General features: G+C 64.6%; 23 protein-coding genes and 1 pseudogene. 16 read left to right on the forward strand and 8 right to left on the reverse strand.

The features are described 5' to 3' along the window. The first annotated feature begins 35 nt into the window (after nucleotides 1-35). Both JFY56_RS02065 and JFY56_RS02070 read left to right on the forward strand, forming a co-directional pair. On the forward strand, nucleotides 36-1847 hold the full coding sequence (locus tag JFY56_RS02065) for a DUF1302 domain-containing protein (protein WP_236032391.1): 1812 nt from the start codon (nucleotides 36-38) through the stop codon (nucleotides 1845-1847). 26 nt (nucleotides 1848-1873) lie between these two features. Continuing rightward, complete coding sequence (locus tag JFY56_RS02070) at nucleotides 1874-3244, forward strand: DUF1329 domain-containing protein (protein WP_084311221.1); 1371 nt, start codon at nucleotides 1874-1876, stop codon at nucleotides 3242-3244. Nucleotides 3245-3389: 145 nt separating this feature from the next. Here JFY56_RS02070 and JFY56_RS02075 read toward each other — a convergent pair. The 5 genes and pseudogenes from JFY56_RS02075 to JFY56_RS02095 all read right to left on the reverse strand — a co-directional run. Then, nucleotides 3390-3620: pseudogene (locus JFY56_RS02075) on the reverse strand (helix-turn-helix domain-containing protein); the annotation flags it as partial. A gap of 252 nt (nucleotides 3621-3872) precedes the next feature. Then, nucleotides 3873-4958: an alpha/beta fold hydrolase gene (locus JFY56_RS02080; protein ID WP_236032392.1), complete on the reverse strand. Its 1086-nt coding sequence runs from the start codon at nucleotides 4956-4958 to the stop codon at nucleotides 3873-3875. Then, nucleotides 4942-5379, reverse strand: coding sequence for a hypothetical protein (locus JFY56_RS02085; protein WP_084311215.1), 438 nt, complete (start codon nucleotides 5377-5379; stop codon nucleotides 4942-4944). Before JFY56_RS02085 ends, JFY56_RS02080 begins: the two co-directional genes overlap by 17 nt. 14 nt (nucleotides 5380-5393) lie before the next feature. After that, nucleotides 5394-6713: an alpha/beta hydrolase gene (locus JFY56_RS02090; protein WP_208311821.1), complete on the reverse strand. Its 1320-nt coding sequence runs from the start codon at nucleotides 6711-6713 to the stop codon at nucleotides 5394-5396. A 205-nt stretch (nucleotides 6714-6918) separates the two neighbouring features. After that, nucleotides 6919-7296, reverse strand: coding sequence for a winged helix-turn-helix transcriptional regulator (locus JFY56_RS02095; protein WP_208311822.1), 378 nt, complete (start codon nucleotides 7294-7296; stop codon nucleotides 6919-6921). A gap of 149 nt (nucleotides 7297-7445) precedes the next feature. On the opposite strand from JFY56_RS02095, the gene JFY56_RS02100 reads away from it, so the two are divergent. The 5 genes from JFY56_RS02100 to JFY56_RS02120 all read left to right on the forward strand — a co-directional run bounded on the left by JFY56_RS02100 (nucleotide 7446) and on the right by JFY56_RS02120 (nucleotide 12494). After that, complete coding sequence (locus tag JFY56_RS02100; protein ID WP_084311209.1) at nucleotides 7446-8480, forward strand: quinone oxidoreductase family protein; 1035 nt, start codon at nucleotides 7446-7448, stop codon at nucleotides 8478-8480. Between the two features lie 16 nt (nucleotides 8481-8496). After that, the gene (locus tag JFY56_RS02105) at nucleotides 8497-8973 is read left to right on the forward strand and encodes a RidA family protein (protein WP_084311207.1); all 477 of its coding nucleotides are present in this window, start codon (nucleotides 8497-8499) and stop codon (nucleotides 8971-8973) included. Nucleotides 8974-9104: 131 nt separating this feature from the next. Next, entirely contained in the window at nucleotides 9105-10097 is a 993-nt protein-coding gene (locus JFY56_RS02110) for an AraC-like ligand-binding domain-containing protein (protein ID WP_208311823.1), read from the forward strand. Between the two features lie 152 nt (nucleotides 10098-10249). Further along, nucleotides 10250-11500 (forward strand): acyl-CoA dehydrogenase family protein, encoded by a 1251-nt coding sequence (locus JFY56_RS02115; RefSeq protein ID WP_208311824.1) that lies wholly within the window; start codon nucleotides 10250-10252, stop codon nucleotides 11498-11500. Nucleotides 11501-11567: 67 nt separating this feature from the next. After that, complete coding sequence (locus tag JFY56_RS02120) at nucleotides 11568-12494, forward strand: transporter (protein WP_208311825.1); 927 nt, start codon at nucleotides 11568-11570, stop codon at nucleotides 12492-12494. 17 nt (nucleotides 12495-12511) lie between these two features. Here the strand turns inward: JFY56_RS02120 and JFY56_RS02125 are convergent, their stop codons facing one another. Both JFY56_RS02125 and JFY56_RS02130 read right to left on the reverse strand, forming a co-directional pair. Then, a complete protein-coding gene (locus tag JFY56_RS02125) occupies nucleotides 12512-13246 on the reverse strand; it encodes a FadR/GntR family transcriptional regulator (protein ID WP_208311826.1) in 735 nt (244 codons plus the stop codon). A gap of 55 nt (nucleotides 13247-13301) precedes the next feature. Next, the gene (locus JFY56_RS02130) at nucleotides 13302-14045 is read right to left on the reverse strand and encodes an SDR family NAD(P)-dependent oxidoreductase (RefSeq protein WP_208311827.1); all 744 of its coding nucleotides are present in this window, start codon (nucleotides 14043-14045) and stop codon (nucleotides 13302-13304) included. Between the two features lie 187 nt (nucleotides 14046-14232). Here JFY56_RS02130 and JFY56_RS02135 point away from each other — a divergent pair, with 187 nt between their 5' ends. The 7 genes from JFY56_RS02135 to JFY56_RS02165 all read left to right on the forward strand — a co-directional run bounded on the left by JFY56_RS02135 (nucleotide 14233) and on the right by JFY56_RS02165 (nucleotide 21730). Further along, nucleotides 14233-15024, forward strand: a complete 792-nt coding sequence (locus JFY56_RS02135) for a shikimate dehydrogenase family protein (protein ID WP_208311828.1) — start codon at nucleotides 14233-14235, stop codon at nucleotides 15022-15024. 78 nt (nucleotides 15025-15102) lie between these two features. Beyond that, a complete protein-coding gene (locus JFY56_RS02140) occupies nucleotides 15103-15912 on the forward strand; it encodes an SDR family NAD(P)-dependent oxidoreductase (protein WP_208311829.1) in 810 nt (269 codons plus the stop codon). A gap of 17 nt (nucleotides 15913-15929) precedes the next feature. Continuing rightward, nucleotides 15930-18119 carry an alpha-ketoacid dehydrogenase subunit alpha/beta gene (locus JFY56_RS02145; RefSeq protein WP_208311830.1) on the forward strand — a complete coding sequence of 730 codons (2190 nt, stop codon included), beginning with the start codon at nucleotides 15930-15932 and terminating at the stop codon, nucleotides 18117-18119. Between the two features lie 29 nt (nucleotides 18120-18148). Further along, nucleotides 18149-18622 carry a VOC family protein gene (locus tag JFY56_RS02150; RefSeq protein ID WP_236032393.1) on the forward strand — a complete coding sequence of 158 codons (474 nt, stop codon included), beginning with the start codon at nucleotides 18149-18151 and terminating at the stop codon, nucleotides 18620-18622. A 1-nt stretch (nucleotide 18623) separates the two neighbouring features. Continuing rightward, on the forward strand, nucleotides 18624-19844 hold the full coding sequence (locus tag JFY56_RS02155; protein WP_208311832.1) for a pyruvate dehydrogenase complex dihydrolipoamide acetyltransferase: 1221 nt from the start codon (nucleotides 18624-18626) through the stop codon (nucleotides 19842-19844). Nucleotides 19845-19851: 7 nt separating this feature from the next. Next, a complete protein-coding gene (gene lpdA, locus JFY56_RS02160; protein ID WP_208311833.1) occupies nucleotides 19852-21243 on the forward strand; it encodes a dihydrolipoyl dehydrogenase in 1392 nt (463 codons plus the stop codon). A gap of 16 nt (nucleotides 21244-21259) precedes the next feature. Further along, nucleotides 21260-21730, forward strand: a complete 471-nt coding sequence (locus tag JFY56_RS02165; RefSeq protein ID WP_208311834.1) for an acyl-CoA thioesterase — start codon at nucleotides 21260-21262, stop codon at nucleotides 21728-21730. A 337-nt stretch (nucleotides 21731-22067) separates the two neighbouring features. Here the strand turns inward: JFY56_RS02165 and JFY56_RS02170 are convergent, their stop codons facing one another. Further along, nucleotides 22068-22496 (reverse strand): Lrp/AsnC family transcriptional regulator, encoded by a 429-nt coding sequence (locus JFY56_RS02170; protein ID WP_208311835.1) that lies wholly within the window; start codon nucleotides 22494-22496, stop codon nucleotides 22068-22070. A gap of 132 nt (nucleotides 22497-22628) precedes the next feature. Here JFY56_RS02170 and JFY56_RS02175 point away from each other — a divergent pair, with 132 nt between their 5' ends. Beyond that, nucleotides 22629-22970 carry a hypothetical protein gene (locus tag JFY56_RS02175; RefSeq protein ID WP_208311836.1) on the forward strand — a complete coding sequence of 114 codons (342 nt, stop codon included), beginning with the start codon at nucleotides 22629-22631 and terminating at the stop codon, nucleotides 22968-22970. 110 nt (nucleotides 22971-23080) lie between these two features. Then, complete coding sequence (locus tag JFY56_RS02180; RefSeq protein ID WP_208311837.1) at nucleotides 23081-24076, forward strand: bile acid:sodium symporter family protein; 996 nt, start codon at nucleotides 23081-23083, stop codon at nucleotides 24074-24076. The last annotated feature ends 17 nt before the right edge of the window (nucleotides 24077-24093 follow it).

Raw genomic sequence — 24093 nt, forward strand, 5'->3', positions numbered from 1 at the left:
CCTCTGGAGTACGCATGCTGCCAACAACAATAAAAATGCGCCGAGCATACCGCCCCCACGCCCTGGCCACAGCGGTGGCACTGGCGTGGACTGCGCAGGCCAGCGCCATTGATTTCAATATCGGGGAGATCGAGGGCAAGTTCGACTCATCGCTGTCGATCGGCGCGAGCTGGTCGACCACCGGCGCCGACCCTGATTTCATTTCCAACGCCAACTCGCTGGGCAAGACCGGCAGGGCCGCGAGCCGTACCCTCGACGATGGCCGGCTGAACTTCAAGAGCGGCGAGAACTTCTCGACCATCTTCAAGGGCCTGCACGACCTGGAGCTGAAATACGGCGACGGTGGCGCCTTCATTCGTGGCAAGTACTGGTACGACTTCGAACAGAAGGACGGCAGCCAGCACTTCTACGACATCGACGACAGCGGTCGCGACGACCTGGCCAAGTCCTCCGGCGCCGAGTTCCTCGATGCCTTCGTCTACTACAACTACAACCTTGGCGAGTTGCCGGGCAACGTGCGCCTGGGCAAGCAGGTAGTCAGCTGGGGCGAGAGCACCTTCATCCAGAACGGCATCAACGTGATCAACCCGATCGACGTGGCCGCCCTGCGCCGTCCGGGTTCGGAGATCAAGGAAGGCCTGGTGCCGGTGAACATGTTCTACCTGTCCCAGGGCCTGAGCGAGAACCTCACCGCCGAGGGCTTCTACCAGATCGAGTGGGAGAAGTCGGTAATCGACAACTGCGGCACTTTCTTCGGCAACGACGGCGTCCCGCCGGGCTGCAACGACCGCCTGGTGACCGCCGGCCTCGACCTGGCGCCCGGTGTGGCACAAAACACCGGTGGCCTGGCTGCCATCGCCGCGGGCACGGACAACGCCTACATCCCACGCCTGAAGGACGACGATGCGCGCGACGGCGGCCAGTACGGCATCGCCCTGCGCTGGTTCGTGCCGGAGCTGAACGACACCGAGTTCGGCGCCTATGCGATGAACTACCACAGCCGCAACCCGTTCCTCAGCCAGATTCACTCCACCACGTCTCTGGCTGGCGCCACGCCGCTGGCGCGGCAGGTCGCGCAGGTCAATGCGATCCGCAACACCCGCTATTTCGTCGACTTCCCCGAGGATATCCGCCTCTACGGCCTGAGCTTCCAGACCAACGTCAGCGGCACCGCGCTGGGCGGCGAACTGAGCTTCCGGCCGAACCAGCCGCTGCAGCTGAGCACGCCGGACCTGACCAGTGCGGCGCTCGGCGTGCCGACTTCGCCGCTGTACACCAGCGGATTCGCACAGAACGTGCTGGGCGCGGAAATTCCCGGCTACAAGCGCTTCCCGGTACTGCAGGCGCAGATGACCGCCACCCAGTTCTTCGATCAGGTCTGGGGCGCCAGCCGCCTGACCCTGGTCGGCGAGGTCGGCTACAACCGCATCAACGGACTGGGCGACAGCGACGGCACCGACGTGCGCTTCGGTCGCAGCCCGACCTTCGGCGCCGGCGTGACTCCGGGCGTCGCCTGTGCCGATCCGGCAACCAGCCCGGTAGTCGTCGAGTGCAACAGCCACGGCTTCTACACCACCAATTCCTGGGGCTATCGCGCCCGCGCCCGGCTGGATTACCCGAACGTGTTCGCCGGCATCAACCTGGCGCCGAACCTGGCCTGGTCGCATGACGTGGAGGGACGTGGACCGAACTTCGAGGAAGGCGCCAAGGCAGTCAGCGTCGGCGTGGATGCCGATTACCTGAACATCTACACCGCCAGCCTCAGTTACACCGATTTCTTTGGGGGCGACTTCAACACCAACACCGACCGGGACTTCGTCTCGCTCAGCGTTGGTGTGAACTTCTGATACACGCCTGATAGAGGGCAGGAAACATGAAATCGAGCACTTTGTTGAAAACCGGCGCCCTGGCGCTTTCCCTGATGGCCTCCAGCGTGATGGCAGCTGTCTCCCCCGATGAAGCCGCCAAGCTGGGCACCAGCCTGACCCCACTGGGCGCCGAGAAGGCCGGCAACGCCGACGGCAGCATTCCCGCCTGGACCGGCGGCCTCAAGCCGGGCGCAGCTCCGGTGGATGGCAACGGCTTCCTCGGCAATCCGTTCGAGAGCGACAAACCGCTGTTCGTCATCACCAAGGACAACGTCGCGCAGTACAAGGACAAGCTCACGGCCGGCCAACTGGCGATGTTCCAACGCTATGGGGACACCTACAAGATCCCGGTCTACCCGACCCGCCGCAGCGCCGCGGCGCCGCAATCGATCTATGACGCCGCGAAGAAGAGTGCCGTGACCACCGAGACGGTCAACAATGGCAACGGCCTGAAGAACTTCGAGCAGTCGCACTACTACCCTTTCCCGATTCCGAAGAATGGCGTGGAAGTGGTGTGGAACCATGAGGCCCGTTATCGCGGCCCCAACATGAAGAACGTCACCGCCCAGGCTTCCCCGCAGGCCAGCGGCGCCTTCAGCATCGTCGAACTGGAGCAGAAGATCGGCTATCCGCAGGCCATGCCGGATGTCGGCCCGGAGAAAGGCGCCAACGTCCTCTTCTACTTCACCCAGGCGATCACCGCGCCGTCGCGTCTGGCCGGTAACGTTACCCTGGTTCACGAGACCATCGACCAGGTCAAGGAACCGCGCATGGCCTGGGCCTACAACGCCGGCCAGCGCCGCGTGCGCCGCGCCCCGCAGGTTTCCTACGACGGCCCGGGCACCGCTGCCGACGGCATGCGTACCGCCGACAACTCGGACATGTACAACGGCGCGCCGGATCGCTATGACTGGAAACTGGTCGGCAAGAAGGAGATGTACATCCCGTACAACAACTACAAGCTGTGGTCGCCCAAGCTGAAGTACGCGGAGATCCTCAAGCCGGGCCATATCAACCAGGACCTGACCCGCTATGAGTTGCACCGCGTGTGGGAAGTGGTGGGTACCGTGAAGCAGGGCGAACGGCACATCTATGCCAAACGCCACATGTACTTCGACGAGGACACCTGGCAACTGGTGGAAGTCGACCACTACGACGGCCGCGGCCAGCTGTGGCGCGTCGGCGAGGGCTTCCAGGTGCTGGATTACCAGCAGGGCGCCGGTATCTATGCCGTGCAGGCGCTGTACGACCTGATCGCCGGCCGCTACGCCGTGCTGGGGATGATCAACGAGTCCAAGCAGGCCTACCAGTACGGGCAGAAGTTCACCATGAACGACTTCACCCCGGCCGCACTGCGTAACGCCGGCATTCGCTGAAACAAGACAGCTGTAACCATCCGACCGACGCCCTGCTTGCAGGGCGTCGGTTTTTTGTTTCTGGTGTTACCACGCTGTAGGGCGGGTGAAACCCGCCATGACGCCTCTGAATTGGCGGGTTGCACCCGCCCTACTTTCCTTTGCGAGGCTCCAGATCGCATAGTGTCAGTCCCTGCTGGCCCATATGGAATTTGATGGCTTCGCTGGGATCGGACGGCGGGATCGGATAGTGCTCGTCCTCGTACTTCTCGATCAGTACCGCCAGCGCTTCCAGTTCGTCGCCCTCTGGCGTACCGGTTTCGGCACCCCACCGTTCCTCCATGCGTACAAAGGCCTCTGCCAAGTTTTCCTTGGAGCGAATTGGCTTGATGTTCATCACACTGTCTCCGCGTTGATCTGGTCGTACTGGCTGTAATCCGCAATGGAACCGATGGTGGGTATCGCTGCGCTCAACACCACCCTACACCATCAGGCCACCCTCTTACGCCGTTATCCCGGTAGGAGTGGGCCATGCCCACGATGCTCTTTCGTGCTTTCGCGGCCATGGGCCGCTCCTACGCAAATAATTCATCGCCCACAAAAGAAAACGCCCCGAACTTGTCGGGGCGTTTCTTGAATCGAGTCTGGGTCAGACCGAGCGCCTGCCCAGCCACTGGTCGAGCTTGGGCCACAGCCGCCGGATGGCGGCCGGGCCGGCCATCAGGCTGACGTGGCCGCCTGGCAGGATCAGCTCTTCCTTGTCCTGCGAACTCACGCCTGCCACCAGCGGCCGCGCGCACTCCGGGGTCACCAGGGTGTCGTGCTCGGCGATCACGTGCAGCAGCGGAATCCGGATGTTCTTCAGTTCCACGCGCTTTCCGTCAAGGCACAGGGTGCCCTCGTACAAGCCGTTCTTGCGCAGCAACTCCTCGACGATCTGCCGGTAGTAGTCGCCCGCCAGCGGCAGCGTATCGTCGCCCCAGCTCAGCATCATGCGGAAATTCCGCACGTAGTCTTCGTTCCACATGTTGTCCCAGAGACGAATCTGGGTGGCGATGGGGCCGGCGGGCCGATGGAGTTCGACCAGCCGCTTGAACACCGTCGGAGGAAGAAGGCCCTGCGAATTGATCACCCGGTCCGGGCTGAACTGCTCGTCCTCGACGACCTTGCGGAAGATCATCCGGGTCCAGTCGGTCGGCGTGGTGAACAGCACCAGGTTCTTCACCGGGCCATCGGGATGCAGCGCGGCGTATATGGTCGACAGCAGTCCGCCCATGCAGTAGCCGACCAGCGTGACGTCCTCGATCCCGGAGCCTTCCTGTACGCGACGGATGCAGTCCGGAATAAAGTCCAGCACGTAGTTTTCCAGCTTCAGGTGGCGTTCGAGCGTCGTCGGCGCGTTCCAGTCCATCACATAGACGTCGTAGCCATGATCGAGCAGGAAGCCGATCAGGCTCTGCCCTTTCGCCAGGTCGAAGATCGAGGCCTTGTTGGTCGTCGGCATGACGAACAGCAGTGGCACCCGGTAAACCTCTTCGGTCGTGGCCTGGTAATGGTACAGGGCCAGGGTGCCGCGCCGGTGCAGCAGGGTCCTTGGCGTCGTGCCGACCTGCGGAGCCGGCGTTCTGAGATATTCGAGGCCGTTGATGCTGCGCTTGCACAGTTGATCGACTTCGTTGCGCAACCGCTCGACGAGGGACACAGCGGAAACCTTGCCGTTACGAAGCGACGCCATTGCCCACCTCCCCGCTGCCGGCTTGCCTTGCGGCGGTGGCCGGCTTGCCTGCACCCTTGTTGACCTTTTTCCTGGTCGGCTGCGAACTTGCGCTCTCTTGCGGACGGCGAGTTCGTGACGGTCGTGGCGCACTCGCTGCATCGGCCGACGGCGCGGTCAACTGGTCGATCCTGTCCTCGACGCGTCCCAGGAGCGCAGCCAGGTTGTCGATTTCGGAGCGGCTGGGCAGTCCCAGGCATTTCTGGATGCCGTCCAGTGTCCTCTCCGATACGTACTTGGCGCCACAGGCCACTTTGGAAACCCGATTGAGCACCCGAGCGAACTCCCTGGTCTCGAATTTGCTGGCGGCCAGCGAGTTGACTCCGCTTTCGAACTTGTCCAGGGCTTCTCGGCAGAGGCGCAAGGGGTCGAGGATTTTCATGCGTAGCTCCTTGCTCAGCGTTCCGCTGAGCAATCTTTCATTGTCGGATAGGTTTGGTGTGCATCCAGCCGGTCGAGACGGGCAATGATCCTGCCCCTGACCAATGCAACGGGGATGGACCACGGCTTGAGCAGGAACTGGCAAACCGTGGCCGCCTTCGGCGACAGCAGACTCAGCAAGGTATTACCCCAGCGCTCGGTCGCCACCCAGGCGGTCAGGGTGGAAGTCGCCACTTCATTTGCGGCAGCCAACAGCGACGACTGCACCTGTGGCGATTCGTCGGCGATTTCGATGGTCCGGTTGCATGCAGGATCGAGTCGGAACACCTGCGCCAGCGCATCGGCGACGCGCTGCAATGCATCTCGTCCGGAGCCGAACACCTCGTCCAGGTTCAGGAAGCCGTGGATCTGCCCGGCGTAGTGCAGGACTTCCACCGGCACTCCGGCAGCACGCAGGCGTGCGGCATAGTCGAGGCCGTCGTCGCGGATCGGGTCGAAGCCGGCGCTGATCACCACTGCGGGGGGCAGTCTATGGAGATCAGCACTGCGGCGCGGCGAGAGCCATGGATCTTCGGCATCCAGAGTGCCCAGGGAGCCAGCTACGATCTGCTTCATCTGCTCCAGCAGGCGAGCGGTGATCAGGTAGCCTTCGGCGTTCTCCGCCAGCGAGGGAAACTCGTGCACCAGGTCGGTTGCCGGATAGGCCAGGACCTGCATGCACAGTTGCGGGCCGCCGCGGCGGAAATTCTCCTGTGCCACCACTGCGGCGATGTTGCCGCCCGCGGAATCGCCACCGATCGCCAGCCGGCTGGTATCGATGCCCAGCTCGGCGCCGTTGTGCGCCAGCCACTCCAGCGCGGCCAGGCAGTCCTCGCGGCCGGCGCTCAGATCATGTTCCGGTGCCAGGCGATAGCGCACGGCGACGGTGATGCAGCCGGCGGCAAGGGCGATGCTGCGACAGATCGAGTCGCCGGTATCGAGGCCTCCGATGATGAACCCGCCCCCGTGGTACCAGAGGAAAGCCGGCAATGCCTGCTCCGAACTGGCGGGGGTGAATATCCGCAGGGTAATGGGACCAGCAGGGCCGTCGATCTCCCGCTCGATCACCGACTCCAGCTGAGGCCGGCGACCCAGCGCAAGAGCCACCAGGCGCCAGGCCTGGCGAAGCCGAGGCAGCCGGGTAAGCGAGTGGTTGTCGGTGCTCCGCGCACGCGTCAGCAGGTTGAGCGAGCGCAGGAATGCGCGCACCTCCCGGTCGGGCTCACGAGCACGCAGCACCAACGGCATGCCGGTATTTGCCGTGGTGTTGGTTTGCCGGTCTTCAGCGGTATTCATTCGGTGGTCCTTGCACGAGTGGAGAAAACCATTCGCAAAGGTTACCGATCGCCATTCTCCCGCGCGCCCACCCGTGGGGATTGGGGGGATGGGGTGGCGCACAATGATTGCGGGTTGGCTCCCAGCCTGCGGCTTACGGGCCTTCCACCTAGTCAGCCATGAATGCAGGGGCCCGGAGTCGGTTTCAATTTCCGCAGATGGACTGTCAGCCCTCGGCTTCCTGGATATTGCGCTCCAGCTGATCCAGCGCCGCCGAGTTCCTGGCCGCCCAGTCGTAAAGCGCATGGAGCGGCTCGACGAAGGTTTCGCCGAGTTCGGTCAGCGAATACTCCACCTTCGGCGGCACCACGTTGAACACCTCGCGCCTGACCAGTCCCGCGTTCTCCACCTCACGCAGGGTCTGGGTCAGCATCTTCTTCGAGATGCCCGGCAGCGTCCGCTCCAGTTGGCCGGTGCGCAGGGGGCCGCGGCTGAGCGCATAGAGCACCATCGATGTCCACTTGCCGTTGAGTACGTAATGGATGCGCCGCTGAGGGCAGTTCTCTCGCAGCACGAAGGGGGTCTGCTCGTCTTGATTCGCCATATTGGTTACCAAAAGGTTACTACGGAACAAAAAAGTGCCTACTTTCCAAAATTACCCTACAGCAAATACGATGCTATCACCAACTGGGGCGCCACCTTTTGGAACGCAGGTTACTTCTGCATCCCATCCAGTCGATTAGAGGACTCAACATGAAAGCTGCAGTGATTCGTGCCTTTGGTGGCCCCGAACAGATTCGCGTCGAAGACATCCCGACCCCGACTCCCGGTCCCGGCCAGGTACTGGTCAAGGTCCTGGCGGCCGGTATCAACCGCCTCGACCACTATGTCCGCCTGGGGCAGATCAATCCCCACCTGGCGTTCCCGCACATCCTCGGTTCAGATGCCGTGGGCGAGGTCGCCGAACTGGGCGTCGGCGTCACCCGCTTCCAGGTGGGCGAACGCGTGATCGCCATGCCGGGCTACCCGATCGATCCTGCCGAGGCACACATCCGCCCGGTCACCACCGCTGCGAGCTATGCGATTCCCGGCACTCATATCCAGGGCACCTATGCCCAGTATGCGGTCGTGCCCGAGGCCTTCCTGCTGCGCGACACCACCGGTTTGCCGGTGGAGCAGATCGCCGCCATGCCGGTAGCATTGCTCATCGCGATCCGCTCTGTGCAGATCGTCGGCGAGGTGAAAGCCGGTGACCGGGTTCTGGTCCATGCGGGTGCCTCTAGCACCGGGATCATGAGCATCCAGGTCGCCCGCGCGCTCGGCGCCCATGTCGCCGTGACCGTGCAGAACGAGGCATCGGCGCAACTGGCGCAGAGCCTGGGCGCCGAACGGGTGATCGACTCGGGCAAGGCGGACTTCGTCGCGGAGATCGGCAAATGGACGGCTGGCCGTGGCGTCGATGTGGCAATCGACAACCTGGGCGGCAATATCCTCGCCCGCACCATCGACGCAGTGAGGCCGCAGGGCATCGTCGTCGCCATGGGCTTCATGGCCGGCCCCGAGGTGACCTTCGATATCCGCAACTTCTTCTTCGCCCAGAAGCAGCTGCGTGGGACCCTGGTCGGCGATATCGAAGACTTCGCCGCATGGCTCGACCCGATCCGCGAGAGCAAGATCAAGCCGGTGATCGACTGCGTGCTGCCGCTGTCCGAGGCCGCCCGGGCTCACGAGCGGATCGGCAGCAACCAGGCGCGCGGCAGCATCGTCCTGCTGCCGTGGGCAGAGTGAAGCGCAGGAGGTAGTCATGAGCGATCTGGCCTTGCAACGCCTGCACGCACTCGGCTGGCAACTGCCCTCGCCTCCCGCTCCGCTGGGAGCCTACCGGGCGGTGGTGGAGGCGAGTTCGATGCTGCATATCTCCATGCAGGGGCCGATGCTCGAAGGACGGCCCCTCCTGACAGGGTTGCTCGGCCGGGAGGTCTCGATCGAAGAAGGTCGCGAGGCGGCCCGGGTCAGTGCGCTCAACGCGCTGGCCCAGGCCCACCACTACCTCGGCAGTTTCGAATGGGTCAGGCAGATCGTGCGCCTCGACGCCTACGTCGCCTGCGAGGAATCCTTCACCAGCCATCCGCAGGTGATAGACAGCGCCTCGGAGCTGTTGGCCGAGGTCTTTGCCGAGCGGGCCGGACATGTGCGAACGGTCTGCGGGGTGCGCAACCTGCCGGGAAACCTCCCGGTCGCCCTGGCCCTGAGCATGGAGCTCGTGCAACCACTCGACTGATCGACGCAAGACGAGCGGGCAGCGAGTGCGAGGATGGCACTCATGGCAAGGCTTCTGGCAAGCAGGACAAAGCCTGGCCTTGGGCAGATATGCGGATAATCCAGGGCTGAGGTCCAGCCAGGGGTGCACAGATGAACTCTTCCCAGTTGTTCACGGCAAGTTCCGCAGAGGTGGCCAAAGGGGCGCTCAATGAAGCCTTCTTCGACGACGTCGATGCCTGGGAAGCAGCGGTCGAGCGTAGCTGCGCACCACTGCGCATCAGCCTGGAAGCCAGCCGCCCGCTCAGTGCAAGACTGATCGAGCAGCAACTCGGCGTGCTCCATCTCAGCCGGGTGACTTCGGTGGAATGCCGCTGCGAGCACGACCGCCAGCACATCGTGCAGAGTCCTGACGACGCCTTCCTCTACAGCCTCCAGTTGCAGGGCGAAGGCCTGCTGGCCCAGGGTGAGCGCAGCGTGTCGCTCCGGCCCGGTGATGGCGTGCTCTACGATTGCAGCCGCCCCTTCCAGTGGGCATTCAGCGGCCATCTGCAACAACTGGTCGTCCGCCTGCCGCGCGACCTGCTTCGCGGCAGGCTGAAGGACCCGGACAAATGCACGGCGTTGCGGGTATCGGGTGGGCAAGGCATCGGCCGCCTGCTGGCGACACAGCTCCACTCGCTGCTGTATGAGCGTGATGCGATCGATCCCGAAGCCGCACGCTATGTCTCCGGAAGCACGCTCGACCTGCTGTCGGGAGCGCTCAGCGAACTGAGTCGCCAGCTGCCCGGCCCGGCCAGCAACATCCAGACCTACCACCTCAATCGCGCCTACTCCTGCATTGCCGAGCGCATTCGCCAACCGGAACTGTCGCCCGAGTCCATTGCGAAAAGCCTGGGCATTTCGCTGCGCTACCTGCACCAGCTGTTTCATGGCACGGGTACCACGGTGGCGCGCCACATCCAGGACATGCGGCTGGACGGCTGCGCCCGCGAACTGGCCGCCCTGCCCGCCCGCAGCCACTCCATCACAGATCTCGCCTTTGCCTGGGGCTTCGAGAGTTCTGCGCATTTCAGCCGGGTCTTCCGCAATCGCTTCCAGCTCAGCGCCCGTGAATACCGGGCGCAGCATGCCAGCGGCCGTTGACGCGCAACCGGAGTGCGCTGGCAGTCAAGAAAACGCTGCATCCACAGCGAAGAACCCACCCGAGGCCTTCCATAGCATCCGAGTCGACAGCTGCGCCGTAACCGACTGTCACGCGCGCGGCTTTCATTCACTCGCTACTGGAGAGCCATCTCATGGCCATCGATTTCACGCTGACACCCTCGCAGGTCGAGCTGCAGAAACGCGCCCGCCAGTTCGCCAGACGAACCCTCAGCCAGGTAACGGAAACCATCCGCCAACTGCCGACCCCGGAAAGCCGCTTCCAGGCGACCCGCCCCTTCTATGAAGAGCTGATCCGCGAAGGCTTCCTGCAGCAGTTGATTCCCCAGCCGTTTGGCGGTGGCGGGAGCGGGATGGTCGACATGGCCGTCGTCGCAGAGGAGTTCTACGCGGAAGACGTCAATATTTCCCTCACGATGTTCGCCAACCTCCTGGGCCTGATGCCCCTGTTCCTGGCCGGAACGCCCGAACAGCAACGCCGCTTCATCGCCCCCTTCCTCGCATGCTCGGGTGCGCCCCTGGCCGCCCTCGCTTCCAGCGAACCCGGTGGAAGCGCCAACTATCGCTCAGCCGCTGCAGGTGGCGGGGTTCGGACCCAAGCCGTGCTGGATGGCAATGACTGGGTGATCGACGGCTCCAAGCAGTGGGTATCCAGCGCCTCGGGCTGGGACGGCAAGGGTGCGGATCTGCTCAGCGTGGTGTGCCGGACCGATCCGGATGCCGCGCCCGAACAGGGCGTCTCCGTCATCCTGGTGCCCGGCCCCGTGCAAGGTTTCGCGGTCAACCGCTTCCATGACTCGCTGGGGCACCGCGGCCACCTGACCTCCAACTTCAGCCTCCACGACGTGCGGGTTCCGCGGGAGAACGTGGTTGGCGAGGAAGGACGCGGCCTGGACCTGGTGGATGCCAGCTTTTCCGCCACCGCCGCGCTGGTTGGCGTCATGTCGCTGGGTGTCATGCGCGCCGCGTTCGACACCGCCCTCCACTTCGCCAGGACGGAACGCCGAGGCGGAGAGGTCACGATTATCCACCACCAGGCGGTCGGCTACGCCCTCGCCGATGCCAAGGCCGCCATCGAGGCGGTGCGAAGCCTTAGCTACCGGGCCTGCTTCGCGCTGGACCAGCAGGCGCCGGAAGCGCTGGAGTTGTCGCTGCAGGCAAAGGTATTCGGCTCGGAAACCGCCGTGCGGGTTATCACCGAGCTGATGCGCGTCGTCGGCATCGACAGCTACGACCATTTGTCTTCGCCGCTGCCCGGCATGCTGCAGGACGCCCTGGCATTCCCCCTCTTCGATGGCGGAAACATGGGTGTGCGCCGTCGCCAAATGCATGAACTGATGCAGCACGAAGGCTATGACTCGACCGCCACGGTATTTCACCGCTAGTTCGGCGGCACGCGGGTTTGCCGGAACCGGCAGCGAATAGCCAGTGCACAGACAAAGAGTCGCGACAATGAATAACAAGAGCGCAAACAACCGAATCGAATCCCTTGCGAGATTCCGCCCTTCAGACGATTTCTTCCGGCGACTGATCCCGGGCCTGTTCTGCCTGGGCAGCATGGCCGCCAATGCCGGAGTCATCGCCACCGACCCCGGGGACTACGTCGCCTTTCCGGCGGGCACCAACCTGGCCTTGCTGTATTACAACCACGCGGAACGCAACGACATCTATCTGGACGGCCACAAGCAGGATGCCTCCGGGTTCGGCCTGGACAGCGACATCGCCGCGCTGCGCGCGGTTCACTACGTCCAGTGGGGCCCGGTGCTAGCCGCGCCACAGGTCATCGTACCCTTCGGCAGCCTGAGGATGAGCGGCGCCCGGAATGACAGTGCCGAAGGCGTCGGCGATCCCATGTTCGGCAGCGCCTTCTGGCTACTGAACGACCCGGAGCATCAGCGCTACCTGTCCTTCGGAACCTGGATTGCCGCGCCGCTGGGCAACTACGACGAAGACGACGCAGCGATGAACATCGGCGAAAACCGCTGGAAAGGCATCGTGCACGCCTCCTATACCCAGTCCCTGGTCGGCAACCTCGCTGCGGAGATTACCGCCGAGTGGGACTTCTTCGGCGACAACAACGACTTCGCCGGGATGACGCGAAAGCAGTCGCGCATCTTCGAGACGCAAACCCACCTTCGCTACAACTTCTCGCCGGGCAACTTCGCCGCCGTCAGTTACTACCACACCACGGGCGGCGAGAACGAACTGGACGGCGTCGACCTGGACGATGGGCTGAACAGCAAAAGAGTCATGTTCTCGGTGGCGCACATGCTCACGCCGAGCGTGCAGTTGCTTGGACAGGTGGGCCAGGACATCGAGGTACGCAACGGTCCGGAAGAGCAGTTTCGCGTCGGCTTTCGCCTGCTGAAGATCTTCTGACGCCGTTCAGCGGCTAGCTAGCCCTGGAGGTACATGTTCAGCCGCTTGGCCGCGTTGCGCAGATGGGTTTCCGCCGCCTCGGCCGCCGCTTTCGCATCGCCGGCCTCGATTGCATTGAAGACGGCCTTGTGCTCGTCCTGCACGTCCTGGATCAGCTCGGCGTAGTTCTGCGCGGTGTTCGTGCGCGCCTGGCGGATCAGCCGGCGGGCGTGCTGTTCCAGGTAGTCGTTGAGCGATACGAAGTGAGGATTGCGGGTGGCCTCGACGATGGCCTGGTGGAAGGCGAAATCCTCTTCCTCGCCCAGTTCGTCATTGAGTATCGCGTACTCCATGCCGACCAGCGCACGCTTGATGCGCTTGAGGTCCTCCGGCGTACGGCGCAGAGCTGCATAGCGCGCGGCGGCCGATTCGAAGGTCACCAGCAGTTCGAGGATATGCGTCAGGCTTTCACTGTCGTCCAGCGATGCCGGCTGCAGGCGAAAGACCTGACGCGCTCCACGTTCGTTGACGAACACTCCCCTTCCCTGCTCCGCCCGGACCAGTCCCTCGGACTTGAGCTGCGACAGCGCCTCGCGCACGGCCGAGCGGCCGACCGAGAAACGCTCCTGCAGGGCGCTTTCGCTGGGCAGCTTGTCGCCCGGCTTGAGCTCCTCGCTCTCGATCTGCCGGTGCAGCCACTCGACGATCGCCTCCGTCACCAACTGGCGCGACTGTTCGGTTGCGGGTTTCGGCGTTTTCTGTGCAGCGGTCATCTGGGCAAGCCTTGGGAATGGGGTATCCGGTGAAGAAACATCGTGGCCGATATTCCTACACCATGTACAGGCCGCCGTTGACGTGCACAGTTTCGCCGGTCACGAAACCGGCCAGCGGCGAGCAGAGGAACACGATGCAGCCGGCCACCTCTTCCGCCGTGCCGAAGCGACGCATCGGCGTGTTGTCCATCAGCAACTTGCCCTTGCTCTGCAGCAGATCGGTAGTCATCGGGGTTTCGATGATGCCGGGCGCAACCAGGTTGACCCGGGTCCTGGGCGCCAGCTCGAGGGCCAGGCTCTTGCTGAAGCTGCTCACCGCACCCTTCGACGCCGAGTAATGCGCATGCGAGGGGCTGCCGCGATGGCCGGCCACGGAGGACAGGTTGACGATGGAGCTGTCGTCGCTCAGGTACGGCATCACCGCGCGGCAGATGTAGAAGGTGCCATCGAGGTTTACACGCATGACCTTCTGCCAGTCGGCATCTTGCATGTCACGTACCCATTCTCGCGGGTAGATGCCGGCGGCGTGGATCAGGTGATCGATACGGCCATGGCGCGTGGCCACCGCTTCGCTGGTACGGATGCAGGATTCTTCATCGCCGATATCCAGCACGTGGCAGCTGATGCCGCCGCCCACGCCATCGGCGACCAGCTCGGCCTGCAGCACTTCCAGCGCGGCCTCGTTGATGTCGGCCAGGGCCAGATTGGCGCCTGCGCGCCCCAGCATCCGCGCACAGGCACGGCCGATGCCGCTGGCAGCGCCAGTGATCAGGACGGTTTTGCCATCGAAAGCAATCATTGTTTTCCCTCTGGTGATGACGGTACGCAGTATTCGCTACGCCAACTTGTCTGACAGGATTTGAAAGGATGTTGACAACATCTGTTGCCGCCCATAATGTGCGACAACCTGTCAGACAAGTAAACAATATCTGTCCTACATGCTGACGAAATACATCCGCCACGGCTCGACCGGAAACGAGGGAAGCATGATCAACGGAAAAACCCGCGTCGTCGGAATCGTCGCCGACCCCATCGAGCACGTGCGCACGCCGGAACACTTCAATGCGTACATGCGGGAGCTGGACTGCAATGTCGTCCTCGTGCCCTTCCATGTCCGTCCGGAAAACTTCGCGGCCTTCGTCGCTAGCCTGCCGGCCATGTGCAATCTCGCGGGTCTGGTAGTGACCATTCCCTACAAGGAATCCGTGCTGCCGCTGTGCACCGAACTCACCGACGCGGCTCGGCAGATCGGTGCGGTCAACGTCCTGCGCATCGACCATGAGAGCGGAGCGCTGATCGGCACCAACCTCGACGGCGAAGGCTTCGCCCGCGGTCTGCTCGGCCAGGGCCACAGCATTCGCGGCCAGCACATCTACATCGCCGGCGCCGGTGGCGCGGCCAAGGCCATCGCCCATGCGCTGGCCAACTACGGCGCGGCGTCCATCGGCATCTACAACCGTACCGAGAGCCGCGCGCGGCAACTGGTGCAGGAACTGCGCGCCCATCACCCGCAGCTGCAGGCCGAGATCGCCGGACCGGCACCGGAGCACTGCACGCTGGCGGTGAACGCCACTGCGCTGGGACTGAAACCTGGCGATGGCCTGCCCTTCGAGCTGGATCGGCTGCCAGTCGGCGCGCTGGTCGCCGAGGTAGTGATGAACCCGGACATGACCCCGCTGCTGTGCGCCGCCGCCGAACGTGGCCACCCCGTGCATCTGGGCCGGCACATGGTCGATGCGCAGATCGGAGCCATGGCGCGCTTCTTCGGCCTGGCCTGAGCAGGAACGATGCGGCCTCGCCCTGCACGGCGCCGCGATACCCCGAGAACAATGACAATTGAAGGGCTGGATAGCGGTATGACTCGACAAACCACCGAACAAGCGACGACGCAGCGATACGCGGAACTGGCCGGCAAGACCGTCTTCGTCACCGGCGCGGCCAGCGGCATCGGCCTCGCCATGGCCAGGGCGTTCGCCGCCAACGGCGCGAACCTGGCGCTGTTCGACATCAATGGTGCCGCCCTGGAGCAGGTTCGCGCCGAGCTGGGCGAAGCGCATCCCGGCATCCAGCTGGAAGCCATCGCCGGCTCGATCACCGATCCGCAGGTGGTGGACGACGCGGTGCAGCAAACCGTGGAGCGCTTCGGGCGGATCGACGTACTGCTGAACAATGCCGGTATCGCCATGAACCGCCCGACCCTCGAACTGAGCGCGGATGACTGGCGCCGGGCAATCGATATCAACCTCAACGGCGTCTTCTACTGCGCGCAGTCGGCCGGCCGCCGCATGGTCGCCCAGGGTGGCGGGGTGATCCTCAATACCGCCTCGATGTACGGCCTGAGCGCCGCCCCCGAACGCGCGGCCTACTGCGGCAGCAAGGCCGCCGTGGTGATGTTGACCAAGGTGCTGGCCATCGAATGGGCCAGGTCCAACGTGCGGGTCAACGCCATCGCTCCCGGCTATGTGCAGACCGCCCTGGTCGACCAGCTGGTGCGCGACGGACGCATGGACCTCGATGCCCTGACCGCCCGCACCCCGGCCGGGCGCCTCGCCCAACCGGAAGAGATCGCCGGCGTCGCCCTGTTCCTCGCGGCCGACGCTGCCGCCTTCATCAATGGCCAGACCCTCGTCGCCGATGGCGGCTGGACGGCTTACGGCTACATCTGACCCGAGAGACGAACACCATGGCAGAACATATTTCGCTGTCCCCCGCGGCAGCGTGGGTGGAGCTGCGCGCCACCGAACAGGACTGGAAGGACGCCGACCCGACCGTGCTCGGCACGCTGCTGGCGCACATGCACCTGATCCGCGCCTTCGAGGAATGCGTGCTGGAGCTGGCCTCCGAGGGCCTGGTCCATGGACCTGCGCATTCCAGCATCGGCCAGGAAGGCGGAGCCGCCGGCTCCATCGTGCCGCTGGTCGCCGCCGACCAGATCAACGGTTCCCATCGCGGGCATCATCAGTTTCTGGCCAAGGCGCTCGGTTACCTGAATCCCGCCGGCATCGATCCCCTGGCGCCGCTGAGCAGCGAAGTCGAGAACCTGCTGCAACGCACGCTGGCCGAGATCCTCGGCCTGGCTGACGGCTTCTGCCGTGGACGTGGCGGCTCCATGCACCTGCGCTGGCAGGAGGCCGGCGTGCTCGGCACCAACGCCATCGTCGGTGGCGGCGTGCCGCTGGCTGCCGGCGCCGCCTGGGCCCACCGGCATGCCGGCACCGATGCCGTGGCGGTCACCTACTTCGGCGACGGCGCGGTGAACATCGGTTCGGTGCTGGAGACTATGAACCTGGCGGCCGCCTGGCAGCTGCCGCTGTGCTTCTTCATCGAGAACAACCGCTACGCGGTATCGACCACCGTCGAGGAAGCCACCGCCGAACCGCGCCTCTCCGCCCGCGGCGCGGCCTTCAACATTCCCAGCTGGCGCGTCGACGGCATGGACCCGCTGGCGGTCTACCTGGCGATGCAGGAAGCGCTGGCGCACATGCGCGCCGGCAAGGGGCCGACCATCATCGAGGCCAACGTCTACCGCTTCTTCCACCAGAACGGCGCCTTCCCCGGCAGTGCGTTCGGCTATCGCAGCAAGGAAGAGGAACAGGCCTGGCGCGAGCGTGACCCCATCGATCACCTCGGCCGGCGCATGCAGGAGCGCGGCCTGATCGACGCCGGGCAGATCGCTGCACTGCGCGGACGCGCCCAGGCGGCCATGCAGCGCGCCGCTGCCGCACTAACCGAAGCCGACGTCGGCGCCCGCGCGGGCAAGCGGCGGATTCGCCTCGACCTCTGGCCAAGCCCGGACTTCTGCAACGTCGGCGTGCGCGGCGATCTGTCCGAGTTGCAGGGCGCGCGTACCGCAGAGGAAGCCGGTTTCCAGGGCAAGCTGGAGAAGCACAAGTTCATCGACGCAGTGGCAGACGTGATGACTCGGCGCATGGAAACCGACCCGGGCGTGGTGGTCATGGGCGAGGACGTGCATCGCCTGAAAGGCGGCACCAACGGAGCCACCCGTGGCCTGAAGGAGCGTTTCCCGGATCGCGTGCTCGGCACGCCGATCAGCGAAAACGCCTTCGTCGGTCTCGGCGGCGGGCTGGCAATGGACGGCCGTTACCGTCCGGTGGTGGAGTTCATGTATCCCGACTTCATGTGGGTAGCGGCGGACCAGGTGTTCAACCAGATCGGCAAGGCCCGGCACATGTTCGGCGGCGACATCGAGGTGCCTTTCGTCCTGCGCACCAAGGTTGCCATGGGCAGCGGCTACGGCTCGCAGCACTCCATGGACCCGGCGGGCATCTTCGCCACCAGCCCCGGCTGGCGCATCGTCGCGCCCTCCACGCCGTTCGACTACATCGGCCTGATGAACGCCGCGCTGGCCCTCAAGGACCCAGTGCTGGTGATCGAGCATGTCGACCTGTATGCCTCGTCGGGCATGGCCCCGGTCGAGGATCTCGACTACCAGATCCCGTTCGGCAAGGCCGCCATCCGCCGCAGCGGCAAGGAAGTGACGGTACTGACCTACCTGTCGATGGTCGCCCATGCCCTCGAAGCCGCCGAACACAGCGGCATCGATGCCGAGGTGTTGGACCTGCGCTGGCTCGACCGCGCCAGTCTCGACTGGGAAACCATCGAGGCAAGCATCCGTAAGACCAACAACGTGCTGATCGTCGAGCAGGGCTCGGTCGGCACCTCGTATGGCGGCTGGCTGGCCGACGAAATCCAGCGCCGCTGCTTCGACTGGCTCGACCAGCCGGTGCAGCGCGTAACGGGCAGCGAAGCGTCACCGAGCATTTCCAAAGTGCTGGAGCGTGCCGCCTGCGCGCGCACCGAAGAGGTGGTCGTGGGCCTGCATCGCATCATGCGCGACAAGGGCGCCGCCTGAGCGGAGGGAACAGCGAAATGACCATTCACATGACCGCCCCCCTCGAAGTGGGCATCGCCTGCCGCGATCTGCTCGCGCAACGCGCTTTCTATGAAGGCGTGCTGGGCCTGCAGTTCATCAGCGAATTCCTTGTCCCGGCCGACAAGGCCAGCGCTGCCGCACTGTGCCCCGAGCACTACATCGTCGTGCGTCTGCAGACCAACCGTGGCGAGCGCATCAAGTTGCTGGCGCGGGCCACGCCGACCGCAGCCGAGGCGCCCGGCGAGTGGATTCTCGACCGGCCGAACGCCACCTATCTGACCTTCATCCTCGACGACATCGACGCCGCCATCGCCGATCTGCAGCGCGCCGGAGTCGAGTTCATGACCGGCCCGCAGCGTGTGGAAGTGCGGCCCGGCGTTTACCTGGCGTTCTGCCGCGACCCCGAGGGCAACGTCCTCGAACTGGTGCAGTACGAAAACATTGGCGACTACCGTCCCGACCTGATCAACGGAGCGAGCTGACATGGCAAAACTCATCCGCATGCCGGAAATTGCCGCCAACGGCACCTCCGCCGTGCTCAACGAATGGCTCAAGCAGGAGGGCGACGCCATTGCCGTCGGCGATGTCCTCGCCACCATCGAAACCGACAAGGCCCTGGTGGACTTCACCGCCGACGAGGCTGGCGTGCTCGGCAAGATCCTCAGCCCGGCCGGCGAGGATGTTGCCGTGGGCGCGCCCATCGCCGTGCTCAGTGCGCCGGGCGAGAATGGTGTGGACATTCAGGCGTTGCTGGGCGCGGCTCCCGAGCCTCAGGCCGCAGCGCAAGCGCCTGCAATCACCCCTGCCACCGGGAACACTGCCGTAGCGCCCGATGCCGAGCGCATCAAGGCCAGCCCGCTGGCCCGGCGTCTGGCCAGGGAACAGGGAGTGGATATTGCCACCCTGCAGGGCAGCGGCCCGCACGGGCGGATCGTCAAGCGCGACGTGGAAGGTGCCCGTCCGGCGCCCCCCGCACCAGTTCCCATGCCGCCACCGGTCGCTCCGGCGGCCAGCATCGCTGCGGTGGACTATGAGGAAATCCCGCACTCGAACATGCGCCGCACCATCGCCCGCCGCCTCACCGAGAGCAAGGCCAGCGTGCCGCACTTCTACCTCAAGGTGGAATGCCGGATGGACCGGCTGAACGACCTCCGCGCCCAGGTCAATGCCAGTGCGCCGCGCAAGATCTCGGTCAACGACTTCATCGTCAAGGCGGTCGCCGCGGCGCTGCTGGAGTTGCCGGCGATGAACGTCAGCTGGACCGATACCGCGCTGCGCCGCTACAGGCAGGCGGATATCGCAGTAGCGGTCGCCACCGACAGCGGACTGATCACCCCGGTGGTGCGCGATGCCGGCAGCAAGTCGCTGTCGCGCATAGGCAGCGAGGTCGCCGAACTGGCCGAGCGTGCCCGCAGCGGACGCCTGGCTCCGGCGGAGTACCAGGGCGGCAGCTTCACCATCAGCAACCTCGGCATGTACGGCATCGAGGAGTTCTCCGCGATCATCAATCCGCCCCATGCGGCGATCCTGGCCGTGGGCGCCACCTCGCTGCGCCCGCTGGTCGAGGATGGCGCGCTGGTGGTGGCGCCGGCGATGACCGTGACGCTCTCGGCCGACCACCGCGCCATCGACGGTGCCCTGGCCGCGCAGTGGCTGGCGGTGTTCAAGCGCATCATCGAAAACCCGTTGGCGATACTGGTCTGAGGCGGCGATGAGTACACAGGAATTCGATCTGATCGTCGTCGGTGGCGGCCCGGGTGGCTATGTCGCGGCGATCCGCGCCGCACAGCTCGGCATGCGTACGGCGCTGGTGGAAAAGGCCCAGCTCGGCGGCATCTGCCTGAACTGGGGCTGCATTCCCACCAAGGCGCTGCTGCGTTCGGCCGATGTACTGCGGCTGGTGCGCGATGCAGGACGCTTCGGCGTCACCGTTGGCGCCCCGCAGGTGGATCTGCCCGTCATGGTCGCCCGTTCACGTGCGGTGGCCGGCCAGTTGCAGCGTGGCGTCGAGCACCTGATGAAGAAGAACGGCGTCAGCGTGATCAACGGCCACGCCCGTTTGGCGGGACCGCACAGGTTGCAGGTGACCCGCGACAGCGACTCACTGATGCTGGCGGCCCCGCACATCATCCTCGCCACCGGCGCGCGGGCACGGCAATTGCCGGGACTCGAAGCGGATGGCTGCAGCGTCTGGTCGTACCGTGAAGCCTTGCAGCCCTCTGCCCTGCCCCGGCGCCTGCTGGTCATTGGCGCCGGCGCCATCGGCATCGAGTTCGCCAGCTTCTATCGTGCGCTGGGCAGCGAAGTCAGCGTGGTGGAAATGGCCGAGCGCATCCTGCCAGTGGAGGACGCGGAGATTTCCGCCCACGTCGCCGACTCGCTGCGCAAGGACGGCATCACCCTGCACACCGGCAGCCGGCTGAAGTCGCATCGCCGGGTGGCCAGTGGCTGGCAGGTTGAACTGGAGGGTGCCAGCACCGAGACCCTGGAGATCGACGTGATCCTCAGCGCCGCCGGCATCGTCGGCAATGTCGAGGATCTCGGCCTGGAAGGCACCGCGGTCAAGGTGGAGAAAAGCCATATCGTTACCGACCGCTACTGCGCTACCGGCGAGCCCGGCGTCTACGCCATCGGCGATGTCGCCGGCCCGCCGTGGCTGGCGCACAAGGCCAGCCACGAGGCGCTGATCTGCGTGGAGAAAATCGCCGGCCTCGATCCGCATCCACTGGACGCCAGCCGCGTTCCAGCCTGCACTTACAGCCATCCGCAAGTCGCCAGCGTCGGTCTGACCGAGGCCCAGGCGCGCGAAAGCGGGCGCGACGTGCGCGTCGGCAAGTTCCCCTTCGCCGCCAACGGCAAAGCCATCGCCCTGGGTGCAACCGGCGGCTTCACCAAGGTGGTGTTCGATGCCGGCAGCGGCGAACTGCTCGGCGCGCACATGGTCGGCGAGGAAGTCACCGAAATGATCCAGGGCTACGCCATCGGCCGGGAGCTGGAAACCACCGAAGCGGAACTGATGGCCACCATCTTCCCCCACCCGACCCAGTCGGAAGCCATGCACGAAGCCGTGCTGGCCGCCTACGGCCGGGCGCTGCACATCTGAATTCGAGGAATACGCAATGAACGATCTGAACAATGAGTCCCGCGAACGCTACGGTGTCGAGCCCGGCTGGGCATTCGGCAAATGCTTCGATGTGCGCTGGTCCGAGGTGGATGCCTTCGGCCACGTGAACAACCTAGCCTATCTGGGCTGGTGCGAGGAAACCCGCAATGCCTACATCGAGTCGCTGGGCGTGCCGTCCTTCACCCGCGACGCCCCGGGGCCGGTGATCAAGGAGCTCGGCTTCACCTACGACCGCTCGCTTGAGCACGCTGCAAGAATCCTCGTCACTGGCCGCGTCGCCTGGATTCGCAACACCAGCTTCCGCATGGAGTTCGCGGTCTGGAACGGCGCCCAGGTCGGTCACGGCCACGCCATCTGTATCTGGATGCTCAATGCGACGGGCGAAAAGGTGACCGTGTCGGACGAACTGCGCCGCCTGATCGTCGAGCGCGATGGTGCGGAGTTGCTGTCATCGCAGGCGCAATGACTTGGAAACAAATCTCCTTCGGGCGGGCCAGGTCAGTAACCTGTGCCCCGCCATATCAGCGAATGAGTCGTTTAACTTTCGCGCCGGGGCGCTGCGCACTCCGCTTGCCATCCGTACCAAATGCGAGTTGGGTGGCGGTCTTGCTGTTTCCCCTCAAGTGCAGCAACCGACATGCAGAAGAAGATTGCCGAGTTGGAACGAGGGTAGAACCCCACAACGATGAATACCTTTATAGCTACAGATGAGGGCGTGCTAACTACGCTGAGGCTCAATCAAAAAATCTTGGAGTGAACGAAATTTTCACCCTAGAAATAGCCCAAGAAAAAAGTAATAAATATCAACGAGAAATACTCACTGACTTGAATTGTTGGACTACTTTAGGATCACTTCCTTTGAAGAAGCGTTCGTAGGCCTCGATATCCTCGGTGACGATGCGCAGCATGAAGTCCACCGAGCCCATCAGCACATGGCACTCCAGCACCTCGGGGAACTCGCGGATCGCCTCGGCGAAGTCGGTCAGGTGATTGCGCCCGTGGGTGTTGAGCTTCACCTGGGCGAATATCTGCGCGTTCAGGCCGATCTTCTTGCGGTCCAGCAGGGTCACCTGCTTGCGGATCACTCCTTCTTCCTTCAGGCGCTGGATGCGCCGCCAGCAAGGCGATTGCGACAGGCCGATGCGTTCGGCGATCTCGGCGGTGGACAGCGTGGCTTCATCCTGCAACAGGGCGAGGATTCGCTGATCGTAGGCATCCAGCTCAGTGCGCATGAACAATTCCCAGATCAATTTATACGCGCATAGTTTATGCGTAGTTTCCGCCCATCCGCATCCAGATAGAACAACAAAACCATCCGACCGGCTGCAGAATGGCTTCATCCGATCCCACTCCCCGGAATGCCCATGAACCAGGCCCTGCACCTCCCCTCCAGTCCTGCCGACTGCCTGCCAGCCGACCTCCAATGCCGTCCCGATGGCTGGGGCGCCCGCCCGGAAGATGCCCATCACAGCGCGCTGTTCGACATCCAGGCGGAGGCGGAAGCCGACATCCTCTGCCGCCTGCTCAACCTGTTCGCCCTGCAGGGCTACCTGCCGGCGGAAGTCCACGCGCATCAGGAGGACGGCTGGATACAGGTGCGGCTGCGCCTGCATGCATTGCCGCGGCATCGCGCCGAAGTGATTGCCGCACGCATGCGCTCGATGGTGACGGTGAGCGAGGTCGGACTGAGTTTCCACACCTGCTGAGCGGCAGATTGTCCGTTCAGCGATACAGGCTGGCGCTATCGCGTTAGTCGGAAAGCCGGCGGCTGGGTAGATTCTCTCGAACCGTTCGCCTTGCCTGCGAGATCCGCCCCATGGCCCGCCCACGCCTGCTCCCCGACAACTTCACCCTGGCCCTGATCGCCACCGTGGCCATTGCCACCCTGCTACCCTGCGAAGGCAAGGTGGCGGTGGCCTTCAGCTGGATCACCAACGCCGGCATCGCCCTGCTGTTCTTCCTGCACGGCGCCAAGCTGTCGCGACAGGCCATCGTCGCCGGCGCCACCCACTGGCGCCTGCACCTGCTGGTGTTCGCCTGCACCTTCATCCTCTTCCCGATCCTCGGCCTGCTGCTCAAGCCAGTGCTGTCGCCGCTGGTGACGCCGGAGCTGTACCTGGGGATGCTCTATCTCTGCGCCCTGCCGGCCACCGTGCAGTCGTCCATCGCCTTCACCTCGCTGGCACGCGGCAACATCCCGGCGGCGGTGTGCAGCGCCTCGGCGTCCAGCCTGCTCGGCGTCTTCCTCACCCCGCTGCTGGTGCAGTTGCTGGTTGGCGCGCATGGCGATACCGGCATGTCGACCCTCGATGCGATCGGCAAGATCACCCTGCAACTGCTGGTGCCCTTCGTCCTCGGCCAGATGCTGCGGCGCTGGGTCGGCGCCTGGGTCGAGCGGCGCAAGCCGGTGCTGCGCTATGTCGACCAGGGTTCGATCCTGCTGGTGGTGTACACCGCCTTCAGCGCGGCGGTGATCCAGGGGCTGTGGCACGAAATCCCGCTGCCGGCGCTGGCCGGTCTGGTCGTCGCCTGCTGCGTGCTGCTGGCCCTGGCGCTGCTGGCGACCAGCCAGCTGGGCCGGCGCCTCGGGTTCTCCCGGGAGGACTGCATCACCATCGTCTTCTGCGGCTCGAAGAAGAGCCTGGCCACCGGCGTGCCGATGGCCCAGGTGCTGTTCGCCGGCGGCACCATCGGCGTGATCCTGCTGCCGCTGATGCTGTTCCACCAGATCCAGCTGATGGTCTGCGCTGCGCTCGCCCAGCGATATGCGCGGCGGCCGGAAGAACAATCGACAGGACTGATCGAAAGCTAACGAAAAAATCCAACGCC

It is taken from the genome of Pseudomonas schmalbachii (genome assembly GCF_017589465.1).
GTDB lineage: Bacteria > Pseudomonadota > Gammaproteobacteria > Pseudomonadales > Pseudomonadaceae > Pseudomonas > Pseudomonas schmalbachii.

Bases quoted from the DNA above. Each gene is read 5' to 3' on its own strand.
- JFY56_RS02135 (WP_208311828.1), top strand. From the start codon at position 14,233: ATGATCAACGGAAAAACCCGCGTCGTCGGAATCGTCGCCGACCCCATC.
- JFY56_RS02170 (WP_208311835.1), bottom strand. From the start codon at position 22,496: ATGCGCACTGAGCTGGATGCCTACGATCAGCGAATCCTCGCCCTGTTG.
- JFY56_RS02180 (WP_208311837.1), top strand. From the start codon at position 23,081: ATGGCCCGCCCACGCCTGCTCCCCGACAACTTCACCCTGGCCCTGATC.
- JFY56_RS02070 (WP_084311221.1), top strand. From the start codon at position 1,874: ATGAAATCGAGCACTTTGTTGAAAACCGGCGCCCTGGCGCTTTCCCTG.
- lpdA (WP_208311833.1), top strand. From the start codon at position 19,852: ATGAGTACACAGGAATTCGATCTGATCGTCGTCGGTGGCGGCCCGGGT.
- JFY56_RS02165 (WP_208311834.1), top strand. From the start codon at position 21,260: ATGAACGATCTGAACAATGAGTCCCGCGAACGCTACGGTGTCGAGCCC.
- JFY56_RS02125 (WP_208311826.1), bottom strand. From the start codon at position 13,246: ATGACCGCTGCACAGAAAACGCCGAAACCCGCAACCGAACAGTCGCGC.
- JFY56_RS02145 (WP_208311830.1), top strand. From the start codon at position 15,930: ATGGCAGAACATATTTCGCTGTCCCCCGCGGCAGCGTGGGTGGAGCTG.
- JFY56_RS02120 (WP_208311825.1), top strand. From the start codon at position 11,568: ATGAATAACAAGAGCGCAAACAACCGAATCGAATCCCTTGCGAGATTC.
- JFY56_RS02155 (WP_208311832.1), top strand. From the start codon at position 18,624: ATGGCAAAACTCATCCGCATGCCGGAAATTGCCGCCAACGGCACCTCC.
- JFY56_RS02095 (WP_208311822.1), bottom strand. From the start codon at position 7,296: ATGGCGAATCAAGACGAGCAGACCCCCTTCGTGCTGCGAGAGAACTGC.
- JFY56_RS02105 (WP_084311207.1), top strand. From the start codon at position 8,497: ATGAGCGATCTGGCCTTGCAACGCCTGCACGCACTCGGCTGGCAACTG.
- JFY56_RS02100 (WP_084311209.1), top strand. From the start codon at position 7,446: ATGAAAGCTGCAGTGATTCGTGCCTTTGGTGGCCCCGAACAGATTCGC.
- JFY56_RS02150 (WP_236032393.1), top strand. From the start codon at position 18,149: ATGACCGCCCCCCTCGAAGTGGGCATCGCCTGCCGCGATCTGCTCGCG.
- JFY56_RS02140 (WP_208311829.1), top strand. From the start codon at position 15,103: ATGACTCGACAAACCACCGAACAAGCGACGACGCAGCGATACGCGGAA.
- JFY56_RS02175 (WP_208311836.1), top strand. From the start codon at position 22,629: ATGAACCAGGCCCTGCACCTCCCCTCCAGTCCTGCCGACTGCCTGCCA.
- JFY56_RS02085 (WP_084311215.1), bottom strand. From the start codon at position 5,379: ATGAAAATCCTCGACCCCTTGCGCCTCTGCCGAGAAGCCCTGGACAAG.
- JFY56_RS02115 (WP_208311824.1), top strand. From the start codon at position 10,250: ATGGCCATCGATTTCACGCTGACACCCTCGCAGGTCGAGCTGCAGAAA.
- JFY56_RS02130 (WP_208311827.1), bottom strand. From the start codon at position 14,045: ATGATTGCTTTCGATGGCAAAACCGTCCTGATCACTGGCGCTGCCAGC.
- JFY56_RS02065 (WP_236032391.1), top strand. From the start codon at position 36: ATGCGCCGAGCATACCGCCCCCACGCCCTGGCCACAGCGGTGGCACTG.
- JFY56_RS02080 (WP_236032392.1), bottom strand. From the start codon at position 4,958: ATGGCGTCGCTTCGTAACGGCAAGGTTTCCGCTGTGTCCCTCGTCGAG.
- JFY56_RS02110 (WP_208311823.1), top strand. From the start codon at position 9,105: ATGAACTCTTCCCAGTTGTTCACGGCAAGTTCCGCAGAGGTGGCCAAA.
- JFY56_RS02090 (WP_208311821.1), bottom strand. From the start codon at position 6,713: ATGAATACCGCTGAAGACCGGCAAACCAACACCACGGCAAATACCGGC.